The organism is Actinospica robiniae DSM 44927, assembly GCF_000504285.1.
GTDB lineage: Bacteria > Actinomycetota > Actinomycetes > Streptomycetales > Catenulisporaceae > Actinospica > Actinospica robiniae.
On record NZ_KI632511.1, the window covers coordinates 9,207,452 to 9,225,793 of the forward strand.

The following is an 18,342-nucleotide window of genomic DNA, read 5'->3' on the forward strand; positions in this document are numbered from 1 at the left end:
AGAGGCATGACGGACGCACCGGTCGGCGACGGTCGGGACAGCGGAACCGCTACGGACGTCGAGGACTCGCCCACCGCGTCGAGTCCGCCGCGCATCCCGGTCTCCGAGGTGCCCGAGCTCGAGCCGGAGGACGGGGCCGAGACGGAGCCCGACGCGGACGAGGACGACGCCGGCGACGCGGACGAGGCCGAGGACCCGGCGCTGGCGGAGACGACCGTCGTCGCGCCGCGCAAGCCCGACCCGGCCGAGGTCGACGAGCCCGAGGAGCGGTCGCAGGACCGGGGCGAAAGCCCCGCCGAAGCCGGCGACGACGACGAGACGCGCCTCGAGGAGGAGTCCGAGCCGCCCGCCGCCGAACCCGCGCAGACCGCCGAGGCCGAAGCCGAGGCCCGCCGGGTCGCGCTGGCCGAGGTCGAAGAGACGACGCTGATACCGAAGGTCGCCGAGGCCAAGCCGGTGGAGACCACCACGGTCATGCCCGCCGTCGCGCCCGAGTCCGACATGGCCCGCCGCCCCTATTCCGACGCCACCGCCGCAGGCACCTCGCCCGCCGCCCGCCGCGCCTACCGCGCCCCGTCCGCCGAGCAGCACCGGCAGGCGCCGAAGGGCTATGCCCGCGAGGCCGCGGCGGCCCCGGCGTGGACCGCGGCCCCCACCCCCATCCCCGCCCCCGCCACGGACCCGGCCGAGGCCACCCAGGCCGCGCGCAAGGCCCGTTACAGCTACCGGCCGCCGGAGTTCCACACGGTCGACCCGCAGCGCGACGAGCTGCCCCCGCCGCACAACTTCCAGCTCGACCAGCGCGAGGTCGACGGCGACGACCGCCGCCCGCGCAGCATGGTCCGGCGCGTCCTGCTGGTCACCGGCGGCCTCGCGGTGGCCGCGGCGGCCGGGCTGACCGCCGCCGGCAAGATCAAGGTCCCCGGCACCACCCCCGCCATCCCCACCGTCGGCTTCTCCCCGGCGGCCGAGACCGGCGCGTCCTCGTCCACCCAGACCGGCACCGCGTTCCTCACGGCCTGGCAGAACGAGCAGTTCGAGGCGGCGGCGAACATCACCGACGACCCCGGCGCCGCGCTCGCCGCGCTCCAGGAGTACAAGAAGGTCCTCGGCGTCAGCGGCATGGTGGTCAACCCCAACCCGGCCAACAGCGTGGGCTGGATGACGTACTCGATCACCACCCAGGCCGGCACGCCGATGGGGGAGTGGCAGTACGCCGGCGGCTTCGCCACCTACTCGAAGCAGATCGACGGCTACACCCGCTGGTTCGTCAAGTGGGACCCGGCGATCCTCTACACCTCGCTCAAGACCGGCTACAAGCTGGCCATCCGCAAGACCCCGGCCAGCATCAAGGGCCTGGTGGACCGCAACGGCAAGACGATCGATGCGACCGCGCACCCGAGCCTGGCCGGGATCATCCTGCTGGTGACGAAGTCGGCCGAGGCCTCCGGCGGCACGGCCGGCCAGGACATCATCATGACCGACGCCAAGGGCAAGCAGCTGGCCACGGTCACCACCCTGACCAAGCCGATCGACAACGGCACCGTCGCCACCACGCTGGACCTCGACGTGCAGACCGCGGCCGAGGCGGCGGTGACCAAGCACGCCGACAGCTCGGTGGTGGCCATCCAGCCGTCCACCGGCCACATCCTGGCCATCGCGAACCACACCACCAGCCAGTACTACGACGACGCGCTGCTGGCCGGGGTCGCACCCGGCTCCACCTTCAAGATCATCACCTCGGCCGCGCTGCTGTCCAAGGGGCTGACCACCCTCGACAGCTCGGCGCCCTGCCCGGCGACGATAACGATCGACACGACGGTGCTGCACAACAGCGAGGGCGAGGCCGGCGACTACACCTACAAGACCGACTTCGCCACGTCCTGCAACAACGCCTTCTCCAGCTTCTGGAACCACTCCGGGATGACCGGGAACCTCCTCGCGGACACCGCGCTGAAGTACTTCGGCCTCAATCAGGCGTGGGACATCGGCCTGGGCCAGAAGGCCACGTACATGGACATCCCGAAGAACCTCACCCGCGGCGACCTGGCCGAGTCCCTGGTCGGCCAGGGCAAGGTGGTCTCCTGCCCGCTGGCCATGTGCTCGGTGGCCGCGACGGTGGCCAACGGCAGCTTCAAGCAGCCGATCCTGCTGCCCGGACAGAAGCAGCTGACCGCGACGCCGCTCGGCTCCGGACTCCAGGGCAACCTCAAGACCCTGATGGCCAGCGTGATCTCCTCGGGCACCGCCGCGTCCGTGGGCTTCCCGAACAACGGGCACTTCTACGGCAAGACCGGCACCGCCGAGGTCGGCAGCCCGCCGAACGTGTACAACAACAGCTGGTTCGTGGTCTTCAACGACCAGCACGACCTGGCCGTCTGCGCCCTGTCGATCAAGGGCGGCTACGGTGCCTCCGTCGGCGCCCCCGAGTGCCTGAAGGTGTTCCAGAAGATGGGCTACGCCTAAAAGCGAGAGCGCGGCCGGGGTGCGCACCTGCGCACCCCGGCCGCGCCGTCGTCGTATCAGGCCGCTGCGAACTCCTGCCGGGCCCGGCCGAGCCCGTCGATCTCCAGCTCCACGACGTCCCCGGCGCGCAGGTACGGCTTGTCCGGCAGGCCCAGCGCGACGCCCGCGGGGGTGCCGGTGTTGATCACGTCGCCGGGCTCGAGGCGCATGTACTGGCTCAGGTACCACACCAGGTACGGCACGTCGAAGATCATGTTGGCGGTGCTGCCGTTCTGCCGCGGCGTGCCGTTGACCGACAACCGCAGCCCCAGCTTGCCCGGATCGCCGACCTCGTCCGCGGTCACCAGGTAGGGGCCGAGCGGGTTGAAGGTCTCACAGCTCTTGCCCAGGTCCCACTGGTGTGACTGCTCGAGCTGGAACTCGCGCTCGGAGACGTCGTTGCTGATCGCGTAGCCGGCCACGTGTGCCAGCGCGTCCTCGGGGCCGGCGAGGTAACGCGCCTCGCGGCCGATCACCACCGCCAGCTCCACCTCCCAGTCGGTCCGGGTCGAGCCGCGCGGGATCAGCACCTCGTCGTACGGGCCGACCACGGTGTACGAGGCCTTCATGAACACGACGGGCCGCGGCGGGATCTGGGCGCCGGTCTCCTGCGCGTGGTCGCGGTAGTTCAGGCCGATGCACACCACCTTGCCCGGGCGCGCCACGGCCGGCCCTATCCGGGCCTCCGCCGCGCCGGCCAGCTCGGGCAGCTCGCCCGCCGCCAGCGCCGCGCGCACCCGCGCGATCCCGTCCCCGCCGAAGAACGCCCCGTCCAGATCCGGGGTCAGCGCGGAAAGGTCCAGGATCCGGTCATCGTCCGAGAGCACCGCGGGGACCTCCCGGCCCGGCTCTCCCACTCGCAGCAGTTTCATGGCCCCGAGACTAGGGCCGAGCACGGCTCCGGCGCAAGAATCATCGGATGTCTCGCCCGCGAAGCCGGACCGGCTAGGCTCGTCTCCCGTGACCAGCATCGAAGACCAGCTCGTGCGGATCGAGGATCCGGCCGATCCGCGCCTGACGGACTATCTGGACCTGACCGACATGGAGCTGCGCAAGCGCACCGAGCCCGAGCGAGGCCTGTTCATCGCCGAGGGCGACAAGGTGATCCAGCGCGCGGTCCAAGCCGGGCATCCGATGCGTTCGATGCTGCTCTCGGACAAGTGGCTGCCGCTGATGACCCCGGTGCTCGAAGCCACCGGCGCCACCGCCTTCGTCGGCGAACCCGCGCTGCTCGAGCAGGTCACCGGCTTCCACGTGCACCGCGGCGCCCTCGCCGCGATGGCCCGCACCCCCCTGCCGGAGGCCGCCGAAGTCCTCGACGGCGCGCGCCGCATCGTCGTGCTCGAAGGCGTGAACAACCACACGAACGTCGGCGCGATCTTCCGCGGCGCGGCAGCCCTCGGCATGGACGCGGTGCTCCTCGCCCCCGACTGCGCCGACCCGCTCTACCGCCGCTCCGTCCGGGTGTCGATGGGCACGGTCTTCGCGATCCCGTGGACCAAGCTCGAACCCTGGCCCCAGGCGCTCGGCCTGCTCGAAGAACACGGCTACCGCCGCATCGCCCTCACCCCCGCAGCCGACGCGGTCGACCTGCGCGAGCTGCGCCTCGAGAAGGAGCAGAAAGCCGCACTCTTCCTCGGCTCCGAAGGCGAGGGCCTCACCCCCCGCGCCTTCGCCGCCTGCGACCTGAAGGTCCGCATCCCCATGGCCGCCGGCGTCGACTCGCTCAACGTTGCGGCCGCCTCCGCTGTCGCCTGCTACGCGCTTGCTTTGTAGCCCCGCCTACGTGCTTGCTTCGCTGCGCACTACAGCGGCGCTACACCGCGCGTACGGCTCCCCTGCGCCTATTTCGGGGCACGGCCCCGAGCCCCACGCCGGGGACACCCCGGACCCCGCGCATGAGTCATGCAGGGGTCAGGACTCTTCGGCGGCGGGGGCGGGGACCGGAGGTGGGTCGACGACGGCTCCACCGACCTGACGGTCGTCGGAGCAAGGCGCTACGCGACCCTCGCAAGCTCGGGAGCCCAACCCCACGCGCAGCTAAGAGGATGTCAGGTGGGCTCAGGCTCCTGGCGTTAGCCTCTGCTATTCAACGCTTGCTGCGGAAGCCCGAACCTAGAAGCAACGGCGTTGCAGAATCCTTCCGCATCGTGGGCTTTCCCCTCGAGGCTGGGCCACGGGATGGGTCTCGGGCCGAGCGCAGCTCGCACTGGACCTCAGGGGGTGTGCTCTCTCCTCGGTCGGGCAGGCGAAGCCCGATCAGGGTTCTGTCGGGAGGTCAAGCGGCGCGGTGTATGATTCACCATCAGCGGAAGCCGCCGCCGCTTGACCTCTCGGCAGGTTCCTGATTGCCTCTGGTGCCCGGCCGAGGAGAGAGCACGCCCCCGCTACCTCACCATTCCGAACCTCAGCCCGCCCCGCCAACGGCAGCAACCGCGCAGCTCCGGCATCTCTCTCCGAGGGAAGGGCCTGCGCCGGAGGCGAGATCTTGAACCTCAGCCCGCCCAGTCAACGCAACGGGTGGGCAGGGTGGGCAAGCGAAATGTGGGCGACGCGAAGCGGCCGCCCCCACCCGACAGGCCAACTGCACTCCGCCAGCACTCAGCCGATCATGAATCGGTGTGAGAGATATTGGACGGGTAAGTCCTATAAGAACTCTTTCGTGCGTTATCTCCGTTCCAGCGCTTTTGTCGGCATAGGTGGCTATGCTCGAAAAGCAGGGTCGAACGCAGGTCGGGAGGGAGCAGGGAAAATCGGGGGGTTGACGAAGTCAAGAGACTGTTGTGGGGGAGGGGCGTGCTGCCTGTGCGGGTGCCGGGATGAGCTCTGCTGTTGCCGCCGCGTTGACGCAGGTCCGTGCGGAGCTGCGCGCGGGGTCCGGGTGTCCCCGGCGTGGGGTCTGGGGCCGGGCCCCGGGAGGCGAACTGGGTGCCGTGCCGATCGACGTCGGCCCGCCCCCTAGCGGAGCGTAGGGGCGGGCCGGGAGGTCAAGCGCGCCTAGGCAAGTCTCTCGGCTCGGAGACGGTTGGGCCAGGTGTCGTCGGTGGGGGTGGCCTTCGGGTCGCCGTCGACCCAGCCGAGGATCAGGTCGGCGAGGGCGGGGTTGCGGGCGAGGACGGGGCCGTGCAGGTAGGTGCCGACGATGCGGCCCTGGTGGGCGCCGTCCGCGCCGGAGCCGGCGCCGTTGCCGTTGCCGGCGCTGACGCGGGAGAGCGGGCGGGCGGCCGGGCCGACCTCGGTCGTGCCCATGTGGTTCTCGAAGCCGGTCATCCGCGGCAGCGGGCGGCCGCCGACGTTCAGCGACTCGTCCACGTCGCCGACCACCTCGCCGACGCAGCGCACGGTGCCGCGCTTGGAGGTCACGTCCAGCAGGCCGAGGCCGGGCAGCGTGCCCTGCTCGTCGTCGTAGAAGGAGTGGCCGAACAGCTGGAAGCCGGCGCACACGGCCAGTGCCGCCGCGCCCGCCTCCAGGCCGCGGGCCAGGCCGTCGTCCTTGCGCAACCGCTCGGCCGCGAGCCGCTGCGGCCGGTCCTCGCCGCCGCCGATCAGGTACACGTCGGCCTGCGCCGGGATCGGCTGGTCGCTGCGCACGTCCACCCGCTCCACCGTGTGGCCGCGCAGCCGCGCCCGGTACGCCATGATCAGCGCATTGCCCTGATCCCCGTAGGTGGAGAGCAGGTCGGGGTAGATCCAGACCACGCGCACCGCGCTCGGCCCAGCCATGTCAGCCACCGACTTTCTGTCGCAGTTGCTGGAACGCGGTGTAGTTCGCGATGACCTCGATCTCGCCCGCGGGCGCGGCGTCCACCGCAGCCTCCACGGTGTCGAAGACCTCGAACTCCACTCCGGCGACCTGCAGCCGCACGGCCAGGTCGAGCCGGCGCTGGCCGATCACCAGCACCTTGTGCCCGGCCAGCCGGGTGTAGTCCACGTCCCACAGCCACGAGGTGTCCGTGCCGTCGGCCGACAGGGCGTTGACGGACAGCAGCACCGGTACCGGCGCCTGGCCGTCCGGCCGGGTCAGCGGGGCGACCAGGTCGAAGGTCTCCAGCCAGCCCGCCGGGTTCTTCGCCAGCAGCAGACGCAGGGTCCTGCCACGGTACGACACCGTGTCGTACCGGCCGGCCACGGCCGTGACGTGCTCCATCCGCCCTATCGCGACGCCCGGCTCGACTCCGAACACCGCGGCCACCGCGGCCGCGCTGACCGCGTTGGCCCGGTTCGCCCGGCCGGGCAGCCGCAGCCCGGTCAGCGCCACCCGCGTGTCGTCCGGAGCCACCAGCTCCGTGCCGTCGAGCGACCACTCCGGCTTCGGCCGGCGCAGGTCGCAGGAGCCGCAGCCCCAGTCGTCCTGCTCCAGGTGCAGCACGCCGCCGCACTGCGGGCAGGACCAGGCGTCGTCCTTCCAGCTCTGGCCCACCGCGACCCACACGACGCGCTCCACCCGGCCGGCCGCCCAGACCACCAGCGGGTCGTCCGCGTTCGCGATCACCGTGGCCGCCGTCCCGGCCAGCCCGTCCCGCCAGCGCTGCGCCAGCATCCGCGTCTCCGCGGCCCGGTCCAGCTGGTCCCGGGACAGGTTGAGCAGCGCGATCGCCGCCGGGGCGGTCTGCTCGGCCACCCCCGGCAGGTACTTCTCGTCCACCTCTATCACCGCGAACTGCGCGGTGCGGTCGCTCGCCATCGCCGCGGTGATCCCGGCCGGCATGTTCGCGCCCAGCGCGTTCGAGGCGACCTGGCCCTTGGCCCGCAGCGCCTCGGCCGCCAGCCGGGTCGTCGTGGTCTTGCCGTTGGTCGCCGAGATCAGCACACACGAGCGTCCGGCCGTCAGCCGCCGCAGCAGCTCGGGGTCGAGCCTGAGCGCCACCCGCCCGCCGACCACCGCGCCCGAGCCGCGGCCCGCCGCGCGCGAGACCGCCCCGGTCAACTTTCCGGCCGCGACCGCGACCCGCGCGCGCGGGGGCAGCTGCGCCTCCGTCATCGTCACCTGTCCATCACACCGTTCGCTGTCAGGGCCCGGCCTAGCCCGGTCCCGGGGGCTGCGTGCACGCCGTCACATTATCGAAGATCCAACGACGCGCGGACCCGCAGCGCACTGCGCCGGGCGCTCCGGCTCAGAACAGCGCGAGATCGGCGCAACCGCGGGCCGTGCGGCGCCGCTCGGCCGCGGACTCCTCCGGCACCTCGATCTCCACCGGCTCGTTCAGGTCGAACAGGTCCACCACGACGCTGTGGTCGTCCATCGGGTTGTCCGCCGGAGTCCAGTGCGGCAGCTCGAGGCGCAGCCGCTCGATCCGGGTCCCGGACGGCTCGTCCTCCTCCTCGTCCCAGGAGCTCGGGTCCACCAGCCCGGTGACCTGCAGCACGATCGCGCCGTGGTCGCGCAGCTGCCGGGCCAGCCGGGCCACCCGCCCGTCCGGGTCGGTGGTCTTGGGCTTGAGCGAGACCGTCACCGGCACCAGCTTCTTGTCCCCGACCTCCTCCGGCCGCCCGGTGGTCACGCTGCCCGCCGCGCGCACCGCCGCCGCGATCACCTCCGGTATCGCGTAGGCGTGGATGCCGCAGGCGTCCGTCTCCGAGGCGTACTCCCAGCTCGGCTCGGCGTCCTCGGCGTCCTCCTCCGAGACGGCGGCGCGGAAGGCGGTCGAGCCGCGGCGCAGATACTCGTAGGTGGCCCGGCCGCGGATCACGGTGGCCCGGGATTCGCGCGCGGAGAAGTCCACCGTGCCCTCGGCCATCATCGAGCCGTTCGCGTGCCGGCACTTCCAGGTGGCCGAGGTCGAGGCCGTGGCCAGCGTCTCCCAGGCCGCGGCGAGCTGCTCTGCGGTCACGGGGGCGGAGTTCGTCGAAGTCTCGGACCGTCGTCCGGGCAGCAGCCGTTTCAGCACCATGGGCGCAAAGGCTACCGTTCCCACCTTGGCGTACGGAAGACGAGGACCTGAGATGATGTGGGGGTGAACCTCTTCGACCATCTGCCGGACATCACCGACCCGGACTCCCTGTACGCGGCGTTCGAGGCCTGGGTGGCCGGCCGGGGCATCGCCCTGTACCCGGCGCAGCAAGAGGCCCTGATCGAGCTGGTCGCCGGGGACAACGTGATCCTGGCCACCCCGACCGGGTCGGGCAAGTCCCTGGTCGCGGCCGGCGGGGTGTTCGCCGCCTTCGCCCGCGGCGAGCGCGCCTTCTACACCGCCCCGATCAAGGCGCTGGTCTCGGAGAAGTTCTTCGACCTGTGCGAGGCCTTCGGCTCCGCGCACGTGGGCATGATGACCGGCGACGCGTCGGTCAACCCGGGCGCGCCGATCATCTGCTGCACCGCCGAGGTGCTGGCCAACATCGCCCTGCGCGACGGCGCCGAGGCCGAGGCCGGCCTGGTGGTGATGGACGAGTTCCACTTCTACGCCGACCCGGACCGCGGCTGGGCCTGGCAGATCCCGCTGCTGGAGCTGCCGCAGACCCAGTTCCTGCTGATGTCGGCCACCCTCGGCGAGGTCGAGCGGTTCGAGGCCGACCTCAAGCGGCGCACCGGGCGCGAGACCGTCACGGTGCGCTCGGCCGAGCGCCCGGTCCCGCTGTCCTACTCGTACCGGATGACCCCGCTGCACGAGACGGTGCAGGAGCTGCTCGAGGGCGGCCAGGCGCCGGTCTACATCGTGCACTTCACCCAGGCCGCGGCGGTGGAGCGGGCCCAGTCGCTGATGAGCCTGAACGTGTGCTCGCGGGCGGAGAAGGACGCCATCGCCGAACTGCTCGGCGGCTTCCGGTTCACCACCCGCTTCGGCCGCACGCTCTCCCGGTTCATCCGGCACGGCATCGGCGTGCACCACGCGGGCATGCTGCCGAAGTACCGGCGGCTGGTCGAGCGCCTCGCCCAGGCCGGCCTGCTCAAGGTCATCTGCGGCACCGACACCCTGGGCGTCGGGGTGAACGTGCCGATCCGCACGGTGCTGTTCACCGCCCTGTCCAAGTACGACGGCCGCCGCTCCCGGCTGCTGCGCGCCCGCGAGTTCCACCAGATCGCCGGCCGGGCCGGCCGGGCCGGGTTCGACGTCATCGGCTACGTCGCCGCGCAGGCCCCGGACCACGTGATCGAGAACGAGCGGGCGCTGGCCAAGATCGGCGACGACCCGAAGCGGCGGCGCGGCTACACCCGGAAGAAGCCGCCGGAGGGCTTCGTCAACTGGAGCGAGCAGACCTTCGAGAAGCTGATCGAGGCCGAGCCCGAGCCGCTGGTCTCCCGCTTCCAGGTCACCCACGCGATGCTGCTGTCGATCATCGCGAGGCCCGGCAACGCGTTCGACGCGATGCGCAAGCTGCTGACGGACAACCACGAGCCGGCCGCGGCCCAGCGCCGGCACATCCACCGGGCCATCGCGATCTACCGGTCGCTGCTCGACGCGGGCGTGGTCGAGCGGCTCGAGATCCCGGACGAGACGGGCCGCACGGTGCGCCTCACGGTGGACCTGCAGCAGGACTTCGCGCTCAACCAGGCGCTCTCGACGTTCGCGCTGGCCGCGTTCGACCTGCTCGACCCGGAGTCCCCGTCGTACGCGCTGGACCTGCTCTCGATCATCGAGTCGATCCTGGACGACCCGCGCCAGATCCTGATCGCGCAGGAGAAGAAGGCGCGCGGCGAGGCGATCGCGGAGATGAAGGCGTCCGGCATCGAGTACGAGGAGCGGATGGAGCGGGTCAGCGAGATCGGCCACCCCAAGCCGCTCGAGGAGCTGCTCGGCCACGCCTACGACACCTACCGCCGGGCCCACCCGTGGATCGGCGACCACCCGGTGAGCCCGAAGTCCGTGGTGCGCGAGATGTACGAGCAGGCGATGACCTTCTCGGACTACATCGCGGCCTACGACCTGGCCCGGGTCGAGGGCATCGTGCTGCGCTACCTCGCCGACGCGTACCGGACGCTGGACCACACCATCCCCGAGTCGATCAAGCGCGACGACCTGGTCGACCTGATCGAGTGGCTCGGCGAGACGGTGCGCCAGATCGACTCCAGCCTGGTCGACGAGTGGGAGGCGCTGCGCAACCCGGAGGCCCACGCCGCCGCGCAGGCCGCCCTCGACGACACCCCGCCCCCCGTCACCGGCAACAAGCGCGCGTTCCGCGTCCTGGTGCGCAACGCCATGTTCCGCCGGATCGAGCTGGCCGCGCGGGACGACGTCGCGGGCCTGGTCGCCCTCGACGCCGAGGACGCGGAAGGCCTCGCGCACACCGATGACTGGGACGGCCCGTGGCTGTTCGAGGACTGGGACGAGGCGGTGGGCGACTACTTCGACGAGCACGAGGAGCTCGGCACCGGCCCGGACGCGCGCGGCCCGAAGCTGTTCCAGGTCGAGGAGGGCGCGCGGGTGTGGAAGGTGCGCCAGATCCTGGACGACCCGGCCGACAACCACGACTGGCACCTGCGCGCCGAGGTCGACCTCGCGGCCTCCGACGCGGCCGGCCGCGCGGTGCTGCGGATCCTGGAGTTCGACCGCTTCGACGGCTGAGCGCGGAGCCGGCGGCCCGTCAGAAGTCGCCGGTCTCCAAGGTCACCGGCGGATCGAGCGGCAGGGTGACGGGCTTGCCGAAGGGGATCTCGTGCCGGGTCAGGTAATGGTCGACCTCGGGTTCGGTGAATACGATGCAAGTGCGCCGCTTCCGGTCGACGAGCAGATAGATCGGCGTGCCCGACCTGGCGTAACCGTCTGCCTTGGCATAGTCGCGGCGCTCCTGATCCGGGGAGGTGACCTCGACCGCGAGGAGGCAGCCCTCGCCGGCGAATACCCACTCGGCCTCAGCGTCGACGAGTTCCTCGGGCCAGACCGCCAGGTCGGGAATGTAGCGGTCGATCTCGGGTTCCTCGAGCGTGATGTTCTCGAAAGCCCCGATCTCCGCAGGCGTGTCCTTCTCGACTGCCTGCCTGATGCGGCGGACGAGCACCGCGTGCCGTCCCATCGGCGTCGCGGCCACTTCGATCTTCCCCTCGATGATCTCGATCCGGTAGCCCTCCGGTGGATCGAGCTGATCGTGCAGCGCGCGCACCACCGCAGCACGCCCGCGGCGGTGATCGTCCGAGGGCCCGTGCCCTTCGTCGTCTTCGGACGTCGGCCGTTCCATCGTCATGACCGCCATCGTCCCACCTCCTGTTCATGCCGAAAAGTCCGTCAGGTCCGTTCGGGCCCGCCGGGTTCAGCATGCGCGACAAAGCATCAGATCGGAACAGGTTTCGAACATATTCACGCGCTAGAGTGAGTATCTGGTGCCTGATTCTTCCCACCACGGGCGTCGAAGCCGGGCCGGGAGCCCGCCGATGGTCCAGACTGGAAGCATGCTCGTGACCAACCACGTCCTGTCCGGCGCGGCGCTCGGCGCGGCGGTGCGCTCGCCCTGGCTCGCCTTCCCGCTGGGCTTCGCCTCGCACCTCGTGCTCGACGCGGTGCCGCACTGGGGGCGGTTCGAGAACCCGGACCGCTTCATGCGGGTGGCGGTGGCGGACGGGCTGACGGGGCTGGCGGCGATGGGCGCGGCGGCGGTGGCGGCGGGGCCGGGGCAGCGGGCGGGGGTGGTGGCCGGGATGGCGGGGGCGGCGCTGCCGGACCTCAACAAGCCCGCTCTGGTCTTCTTCGGGCGCTCGCCCTTCCCGGCGAGGTTCGATGACTTCCACGGGCGCATCCAGGACGAGGCGCCGACCCGCTTCCGCACGCACGAGGTGCCCGCGGCGGCCGCGTTCGTCGGCGCGTTCGCCGCGTTGTGCCTGCTCGGCGCGAGATCGCGGCGGCGCTGAGGACAGCTCGTACCTCGACGTGGTGTGGTTCCAGGACGACCTCTCAGCCGACATCCCCTCGTTCGTCACCGCGGCGGTCGCGGACCTCGACCGGGACGCGCCCGCCCGGGACGAGGCGATCTGAGCCTCGCGCGCACCCGCCCGTGACCCGGACGCAACGGGCCGGAAACCGGAACCCGTTTGACTGGGCCGTGCCCGGGCACGGACCGCTCGGCGGCGGGTCGAGCGGAGAGGACGTCAGGATGCTGCTGCGACTGCGACTGTGGGTGGCGGACCGGCCGGGGGCGCTCGGGCAGGTCACCCGGGAACTCGGCGCCTGCGGGGCCGACATCGTGCAGGTCAGCGTGCTCAGCCGGGAGCAGGGGCGGGCGCTGGACGAGATCACCGTCTTCCTGCCGGAGGAGCACCGGCGCCCGGCGCTCGAGGCGGCGCTGCGCTCGCTGGCCGGGGTGAGCGTGGCGGGGGTGCGGCCCTCGGGCGAGGTGCCGGGCGCCTTTCCCGACCTCGACCTGCTCGGACGCATCGCGGCCGACCCGCGTGCGGCCGTCACCCTGCTCGCCGACGCGCTCCCGCGCATCCTCGCCGCGGACTGGGCCCTGGTGCTCGGGGCCGAGCACGGCGCCGCCGTCGTGGCGCGCAGCTGGGGCGCCCCGGCGGACTTGGCCCTGCCTGACCTTCCGCCGCAGGCCAGCTCGCTCACCGTGGGCTCGGCGCACTACGCTTCGGCTCCGGTCGGGCCGTCCGGGCTGCGGGTGCTGGTGTGCCGGGCCGGCGAGCCGAGCTTCCACCGGTTCGAGGTGCTGCGGCTGACCAGGCTGGCCGAGGTGACGGCGGCGGTGGCCGGCTCGCGGCTGCTGCCGAAGCCGGCCCGGACGCGCTGAGCGCCCGCGCCGCCGCCGCGCCCGGTGTGCGCCGGATCGCCGCGCTGTGAGGCGCATTACCCGCTCCGGGGGTGATCGGGAATGCGATTTCGTGGCACACTGTTAGCGAAGACGACAAGCGTGCCCCGGGGTCGGTGAAATTCCGAACCGGCGGTGACAGTCCGCGACCCGGCTGGTCCTCGGCCGGCGGTCCGCGCTCGGATGAGCGCGTGCCGCGCGAGGGGACCGAAGGTGGACCCGGTGAAACTCCGGGACCGACGGTGACCGGCGCGTCCGACCGCGAGAGCGGCCGAGCGCCCGGAAGTCCGGATGGGAGGCGGCACGCGGGACGTCGGGCCTGCCGCGCCCGGCCGGACTCGCTGACGAGCCGGCCGTGAAGCGCCGTGCCCGGCTGCGCCCGTCCACGCCTCCCCGTCCGCCCCCGGTGCATCCCACCCGCGGTGTGATGAGGGAGCAACACGGTGTTCACCGGAATCATCGAGGAACTCGGCGAGATCGTCGCCATCGAGACCCTGCCCGACGCGGCCCGCTACACCGTGCGCGGAGCCGTGGTCACCGAGGACGCCGTGCACGGCGCCTCCATCGCGGTCAACGGCGTGTGCCTGACCGTCGTCGACGAGACCGGCTCGCCGGAGCTCAAGTCCGGCCAGTTCACGGCGGACGTCATGGCCGAGTCCCTCACCCGCTCCAGCCTCGGCGACCTGCGCCCGGGCGACCGGGTCAACCTGGAGCGGCCGATGGTGGCCAACGGCCGCTTCGGCGGCCACATCGTGCAGGGCCACGTCGACGGCACCGGCGCCGTGCTCGAGCGCACCCCGGCCGAGCACTGGGAGCTGGTGCGCATCTCGCTGCCGGCCGACCTGGCCCGCTACGTGGTGGAGAAGGGCTCGATCACGGTCGACGGCATCAGCCTGACCGTCAGTGCCCTGACGGACGGGCCGGAGCCCGACTTCACCGTCTCGCTGATCCCGGGCACCCTGGCCCAGACCACCCTCGGCATCAAGCAGCCGGGCACCCGGGTCAACCTCGAGGTGGACGTGATCGCCAAGTACACCGAGAAGCTGCTCGGCCGCTCGCAGACCGAGGCGCCCGCGCCGATCGAGGCGACCCGGTGAACCACCTGTTCGGCTGGGCGAACGCGCTGGCCTTCCAGGCCGGCGGGGAGAGCGTGCGCTGGTCCGACCTGCTCGGCAACCTGCTCGGCCTGGCCACCGTCGCGCTCGCCGTCCGCCGCTCGCTGTGGGCCTGGCCGGTGCAGATCACCGGTGCGGTGCTGCTGTTCGGCGCCTCCATGTCGGTGCACCTCGGCGGGAACGCCGCCCGCCAGCTCGTGGTGATCGCCGCCGCGTCCTACGGCTGGTGGCGCTGGAACCGGCAGCGCGGCGCACAGCACCCGGAGGGCGTGCGCATCCGCTGGGCCGCCCCGGCCGAGCGCCTGGCGCTGCTCGGGTTCCTGGCCGTGGGCACGGTCGGCTTCGCCTGGCTGCTGACGGCCACGCACGCCTCCTGGGCGCCCTGGCCGGACGCCTACATCTTCGTCGGCTCGCTCGCCGCCACCCTGTGCCAGGGCCGCGGCTGGGTCGAGTTCTGGTTCGTCTGGATCGCGGTGGACGTGGTGGGCGTGCCGCTCGCCTTCCACAGCGGCCTGCCGGTGTCCGGGTTCACCTACGGCGTCTACTTCCTGCTGGTGCTGGCCGGAATGCGGCAGTGGATCGGGCTCGCCCGCGTCCCCGGCCCGCGCGCGGCCGGCCGGGCCGAGAACGTTGAAGCCGTCGAAGCTATCGAAGCCATCGAAGTCAGAGATCTCAGAGAAGGAGTCCGCGCATGAGCACCCCGACACTCGAGGGCACCGGTCTGGGCCTCGACTCGATCGAGACCGCCCTGCTGGAGCTCGCCGCCGGCCGTCCCGTCCTCGTCGTGGACGACGAGGACCGGGAGAACGAGGGCGACATCATCTTCGCCGCCGAGCACGCCACCCGCGAGCTGCTGGCCTTCACCATCCGCTACTCCAGCGGCGTGGTCTGCGTCGCCATGGACGACGAGCGCGCCGACGTGCTCGAGCTGCCGCCGATGACGGCCGTGAACCAGGACCGCAAGGGCACCGCCTTCACCGTCTCGGTGGACGCGCGCGAGGGCGTGAGCACCGGGATCAGCGCGGCCGACCGGGCGCACACCATCAGGCTGCTGGCGGACCCGGTCACCCGGGCCGGTGACCTGACCCGCCCCGGCCACGTCTTCCCGCTGCGCGCCCGGCCCGGCGGCGTGCTCGAGCGCCCCGGCCACACCGAGGCCGCGGTGGATCTGTCCCGGCTGGCCGGGCTCGGCTCGGTCGGCGTGCTGGTCGAGGTCGTCAACGACGACGGCACCATGGCCCGGCTGCCCGACCTGCGCGTGTTCGCCGCGCAGCACGGCCTGGCGCTGATCTCCATCGCCGACCTGATCGCATACCGGACGGCGCATCGGCTCTGAGCCGGATCCGCGATACCGTCAAGACGCAACACACAAAGACGAAGGAGCACCCCCCGTGGCAGGCAGCGGAGCCCCCGCGCTCGGCATCGACCCGTCCGACCTCAAGCGCTGCGCGCATCTGCGCGTGGCCGTGGTCGCGGCGCAGTGGCACACCGAGGTGATGGACGCGCTCGTCGCGAACAGTGTCAAGGCGCTGTCGGAACTCGGCATCGACGAGCCCACCGTGGTGCGCGTGCCCGGCTGCTTCGAGCTCCCGGTGGCCGCGCACGCGCTGGCCCGCCAGCGCTACGACGCGATCGTCGCCCTCGGCGTGGTGATCCGCGGCGGCACCCCGCACTTCGACTACGTCTGCCAGGCCGCCACGGACGGGCTGAACCGGGTCGCGCTCGACTCGGGCATCCCGGTCGGCTTCGGCGTGCTCACCTGCGACACCGAGCAGCAGGCGATCGACCGGGCGGGCCTGCCGGGCTCGGCCGAGGACAAGGGCCGGGAGGCCGCCCTGAGCGCGGTCTCCACCGCGTTGACGCTCAAATGTCTGGGGGAGCGGTGAGCAGCAAGAGCTTCGAGGAGCTGTTCGAGGAGCTGCGGGCGAAGGCCGCGGCCGGCACGCCGGGCTCGCGCACGGTGGAGCTGGTCCAGGCAGGCGTGCACACCATCGGCAAGAAGATCGTGGAAGAGGCCGCCGAGGTCTGGATGGCGGCCGAGTACGAGGGCGAAGAGCGCACCGCCGAGGAGATCAGCCAGCTGATCTACCATCTCCAGGTGCTGATGGTCGCGCAGGGCATCTCGCCCGCCGACGTCTACCGGACCCTCTAGTCCACCCTCGTAGAACCACCTATCCGCACCACCGAGATGAAGGACGGGAACTTCATGCTGCGCATCGCCGTGCCCAACAAGGGATCGCTCTCCGAGGCGGCCGGCGCCCTGCTGCATGAGGCCGGATACCGCCGCCGGTCGGACCGGGAGCTGCTGGTGGTCGACCCCGAGTCCGGGGTGGAGCTTTTCTACCTGCGCCCGCGCGACATCGCCGTGTACGTCGGCTCCGGCCGGCTGGACATCGGCATCACCGGCCGCGACCTGCTGCTCGACTCGCAGGCGGAGGCGGAGGAGCTGCTCGCGCTCGGCTTCGGCCGCTCCTCCTTCCGCTTCGCCGGCCGGCCGGGCTCGGGCTCGACCCTGGAGGACCTCAAGGGCAAGCGGATCGCCACCTCCTACCCGGGCATCGTCCAGTCGCACCTGGACCGGGCCGGGGTGCCGGCCGAGGTGGTCAAGCTCGACGGCGCGGTGGAGATCGCGATCCAGCTCGGGGTCGCCGACGTCATCGCGGACGTGGTCGACACCGGCGCGACGCTGCGCCAGGCCGGGCTGGAGCTGATCGGCCCGTCCATCCTCGAGTCCGAGGCCGTGGTGATCCAGCGCCGGGACGCCGAGCAGGCGCCGGGCGTGGAGCAGTTCCTGCGCCGGATGCAGGGCGTGCTGGTGGCTCGCAAGTACGTGCTGATGGACTACGACATCCGGGCCGAGCGGCTGCGCGAGGCGGTCTCGCTGACTCCGGGCCTCGAGTCGCCGACCGTCAGCCCCCTGCATTCCGAGGGCTGGGTCGCGGTCCGGGCGATGGTGCCGCGGGAGAAGACGCAGCGCATCATGGACGACCTCTGGGCGATCGGCGCACGCGCTATCCTCGTGACCGACATCAGGGCCTGCCGACTCTAGTACGGACGGTCGGCCTCGGAGCGGAGCGGATGGAGTCGATGGCGCCGAACGGTTTCCCGACCCGCGGCCCCGGTGCGGCCGCCGGGGGCGACGGTGCCGGCGGCGGCGCTCCGGCGTCGACCGCGTCCAAGCTCCCGGTGACCTGGCGGCCGCACCGCACCCGGGCGATCATCCACGCGGTGGCGGCGGTGCTGGTGGTGAGCATGACCGCCATCGCCGCGCTGCTGCCCTCCGACGGCGGCCAGCCCTGGCCGCTGCCGGACCGGATCGCGTTCGCCGGCATCGGGTTCGCCGGCGCGATCGTGCTCCTGGTGCTGGCCCGGCCCAAGGCGGTGGGCAGTGCCGAGGGACTCAAGGTCGTCAACATGCTGCGTACCCACCGGCTCGAGTGGGCGCAGATCGTCGCGGTGAACCTGCGCTCGGGCGACCCGTGGGTGCTGCTCGACCTCGACGACGGCACGACCCTGTCGGTCATGGGCATCCAGCCGGCTGACGGCCTCGACGCCGCCCGCGCCGCGGTGGCCGAACTCAGGGCTCTGGTGGACTACTACTCGTACGGGGCCTGAGCTCTATTGCGATTTGATGATCGGCTGAGTGCTGGTGGGGCGTAGTGGCCTGTCAGCCGGGGTGGTCGTCGTGGCGGGGCGGCCGCTTCGCGTCGCCCTGTTTCATCTGACCACCCTCCCACCCGTTGCGTTCGCCCGCGAGCTGGGGTTTCAAGATTTCGCCTCCGGCGGGCCCTTCCTCGGAGAGAGATGCCGGGTTCGCGTGGGTGCTGGCGTTGGTGGGGCGGCCTGGGGTTTTGGGTGGTGGGGTTGCGGGTGTGTGTTCTCTCCTCGGTCGGTCCCCGGAGGCAATCAGGAACCTGCCGGGAGGTCAAGCGGCGGTGGCTTCCGCTGATGGTCGATTGTGCATGGCGCCGCTTGACCTCCCGGCAGAACCCTGATCGGGCTTCGCCTGCCCGACCGAGGAGAGAGCCCACCCCCTGAGGGTCCG

Annotated in this window: 16 protein-coding genes and 1 pseudogene; 12 read left to right on the plus strand and 5 right to left on the minus strand. The window is 71.9% G+C overall.

The window, feature by feature from the left end; translation table 11 throughout:
- The first annotated feature begins 6 nt into the window (after positions 1–6).
- Positions 7–2,466 carry a penicillin-binding transpeptidase domain-containing protein gene (locus ACTRO_RS50590; protein ID WP_034271558.1) on the plus strand — a complete coding sequence of 820 codons (2,460 nt, stop codon included), beginning with the start codon at positions 7–9 and terminating at the stop codon, positions 2,464–2,466.
- Positions 2,467–2,522: 56 nt separating this feature from the next.
- Here ACTRO_RS50590 and ACTRO_RS39595 read toward each other — a convergent pair whose 3' ends face one another.
- Entirely contained in the window at positions 2,523–3,377 is an 855-nt protein-coding gene (locus tag ACTRO_RS39595) for a fumarylacetoacetate hydrolase family protein (RefSeq protein ID WP_034271560.1), read from the minus strand.
- Between the two features lie 88 nt (positions 3,378–3,465).
- Here ACTRO_RS39595 and ACTRO_RS39600 point away from each other — a divergent pair, with 88 nt between their 5' ends.
- On the plus strand, positions 3,466–4,281 hold the full coding sequence (locus tag ACTRO_RS39600) for a TrmH family RNA methyltransferase (protein ID WP_245594624.1): 816 nt from the start codon (positions 3,466–3,468) through the stop codon (positions 4,279–4,281).
- A 1,221-nt stretch (positions 4,282–5,502) separates the two neighbouring features.
- Here ACTRO_RS39600 and ACTRO_RS39605 read toward each other — a convergent pair.
- The 3 genes from ACTRO_RS39605 to ACTRO_RS39615 form a co-directional block, all read right to left on the minus strand.
- Positions 5,503–6,228 carry a type 1 glutamine amidotransferase gene (locus ACTRO_RS39605; RefSeq protein ID WP_034271562.1) on the minus strand — a complete coding sequence of 242 codons (726 nt, stop codon included), beginning with the start codon at positions 6,226–6,228 and terminating at the stop codon, positions 5,503–5,505.
- Between the two features lies 1 nt (position 6,229).
- The gene (locus ACTRO_RS39610; RefSeq protein WP_034271564.1) at positions 6,230–7,486 is read right to left on the minus strand and encodes a Mur ligase family protein; all 1,257 of its coding nucleotides are present in this window, start codon (positions 7,484–7,486) and stop codon (positions 6,230–6,232) included.
- A gap of 133 nt (positions 7,487–7,619) precedes the next feature.
- The gene (locus ACTRO_RS39615; RefSeq protein ID WP_034271566.1) at positions 7,620–8,396 is read right to left on the minus strand and encodes a hypothetical protein; all 777 of its coding nucleotides are present in this window, start codon (positions 8,394–8,396) and stop codon (positions 7,620–7,622) included.
- Between the two features lie 63 nt (positions 8,397–8,459).
- Here ACTRO_RS39615 and ACTRO_RS39620 point away from each other — a divergent pair, with 63 nt between their 5' ends.
- Entirely contained in the window at positions 8,460–11,006 is a 2,547-nt protein-coding gene (locus ACTRO_RS39620; RefSeq protein ID WP_034271568.1) for a DEAD/DEAH box helicase, read from the plus strand.
- A gap of 19 nt (positions 11,007–11,025) precedes the next feature.
- Here ACTRO_RS39620 and ACTRO_RS39625 read toward each other — a convergent pair whose 3' ends face one another.
- Positions 11,026–11,631, minus strand: coding sequence for a Uma2 family endonuclease (locus tag ACTRO_RS39625; protein ID WP_051452107.1), 606 nt, complete (start codon positions 11,629–11,631; stop codon positions 11,026–11,028).
- Positions 11,632–11,827: 196 nt separating this feature from the next.
- Between ACTRO_RS39625 and ACTRO_RS49290 the strand changes: the two genes are divergently transcribed.
- The 9 genes and pseudogenes from ACTRO_RS49290 (at position 11,828) to ACTRO_RS39670 (ending at position 17,912) form a co-directional block, all read left to right on the plus strand.
- Entirely contained in the window at positions 11,828–12,283 is a 456-nt protein-coding gene (locus ACTRO_RS49290) for a hypothetical protein (protein WP_034271570.1), read from the plus strand.
- Positions 12,284–12,525: 242 nt separating this feature from the next.
- Entirely contained in the window at positions 12,526–13,164 is a 639-nt protein-coding gene (locus tag ACTRO_RS39635) for an ACT domain-containing protein (RefSeq protein ID WP_034271571.1), read from the plus strand.
- A 461-nt stretch (positions 13,165–13,625) separates the two neighbouring features.
- On the plus strand, positions 13,626–14,279 hold the full coding sequence (locus ACTRO_RS39640) for a riboflavin synthase (RefSeq protein ID WP_034271573.1): 654 nt from the start codon (positions 13,626–13,628) through the stop codon (positions 14,277–14,279).
- Positions 14,276–14,992, plus strand: a complete 717-nt coding sequence (gene pnuC, locus ACTRO_RS39645; RefSeq protein WP_051452108.1) for a nicotinamide riboside transporter PnuC — start codon at positions 14,276–14,278, stop codon at positions 14,990–14,992. The genes ACTRO_RS39640 and pnuC overlap by 4 nt, the downstream gene beginning before the upstream one ends.
- Positions 14,989–15,615 (plus strand): annotated as a pseudogene (gene ribB, locus ACTRO_RS39650) (3,4-dihydroxy-2-butanone-4-phosphate synthase); the annotation flags it as partial. The gene pnuC and the pseudogene ribB, both read left to right, overlap by 4 nt.
- A 73-nt stretch (positions 15,616–15,688) precedes the next feature.
- A complete protein-coding gene (gene ribH / locus ACTRO_RS39655) occupies positions 15,689–16,183 on the plus strand; it encodes a 6,7-dimethyl-8-ribityllumazine synthase (protein ID WP_034271575.1) in 495 nt (164 codons plus the stop codon).
- Positions 16,180–16,449: a phosphoribosyl-ATP diphosphatase gene (locus ACTRO_RS39660; protein ID WP_034271577.1), complete on the plus strand. Its 270-nt coding sequence runs from the start codon at positions 16,180–16,182 to the stop codon at positions 16,447–16,449. The genes ribH and ACTRO_RS39660 overlap by 4 nt, the downstream gene beginning before the upstream one ends.
- A gap of 54 nt (positions 16,450–16,503) precedes the next feature.
- Positions 16,504–17,346, plus strand: a complete 843-nt coding sequence (gene hisG / locus ACTRO_RS39665) for an ATP phosphoribosyltransferase (RefSeq protein WP_034278871.1) — start codon at positions 16,504–16,506, stop codon at positions 17,344–17,346.
- A gap of 29 nt (positions 17,347–17,375) precedes the next feature.
- The gene (locus ACTRO_RS39670; RefSeq protein WP_211244576.1) at positions 17,376–17,912 is read left to right on the plus strand and encodes a PH domain-containing protein; all 537 of its coding nucleotides are present in this window, start codon (positions 17,376–17,378) and stop codon (positions 17,910–17,912) included.
- The last annotated feature ends 430 nt before the right edge of the window (positions 17,913–18,342 follow it).

Coding starts and splice junctions, on each gene's coding strand:
- ACTRO_RS50590 (WP_034271558.1), top strand. CDS start 7: ATGACGGACGCACCGGTCGGCGACGGTCGGGACAGCGGAACCGCTACG.
- ACTRO_RS39595 (WP_034271560.1), bottom strand. CDS start 3,377: ATGAAACTGCTGCGAGTGGGAGAGCCGGGCCGGGAGGTCCCCGCGGTG.
- ACTRO_RS39605 (WP_034271562.1), bottom strand. CDS start 6,228: ATGGCTGGGCCGAGCGCGGTGCGCGTGGTCTGGATCTACCCCGACCTG.
- ACTRO_RS39610 (WP_034271564.1), bottom strand. CDS start 7,486: ATGACGGAGGCGCAGCTGCCCCCGCGCGCGCGGGTCGCGGTCGCGGCC.
- ACTRO_RS39615 (WP_034271566.1), bottom strand. CDS start 8,396: ATGGTGCTGAAACGGCTGCTGCCCGGACGACGGTCCGAGACTTCGACG.
- ACTRO_RS39625 (WP_051452107.1), bottom strand. CDS start 11,631: ATGGCGGTCATGACGATGGAACGGCCGACGTCCGAAGACGACGAAGGG.
- ACTRO_RS49290 (WP_034271570.1), top strand. CDS start 11,828: ATGCTCGTGACCAACCACGTCCTGTCCGGCGCGGCGCTCGGCGCGGCG.
- ACTRO_RS39635 (WP_034271571.1), top strand. CDS start 12,526: ATGCTGCTGCGACTGCGACTGTGGGTGGCGGACCGGCCGGGGGCGCTC.
- hisG (WP_034278871.1), top strand. CDS start 16,504: ATGCTGCGCATCGCCGTGCCCAACAAGGGATCGCTCTCCGAGGCGGCC.
- ACTRO_RS39670 (WP_211244576.1), top strand. CDS start 17,376: ATGGAGTCGATGGCGCCGAACGGTTTCCCGACCCGCGGCCCCGGTGCG.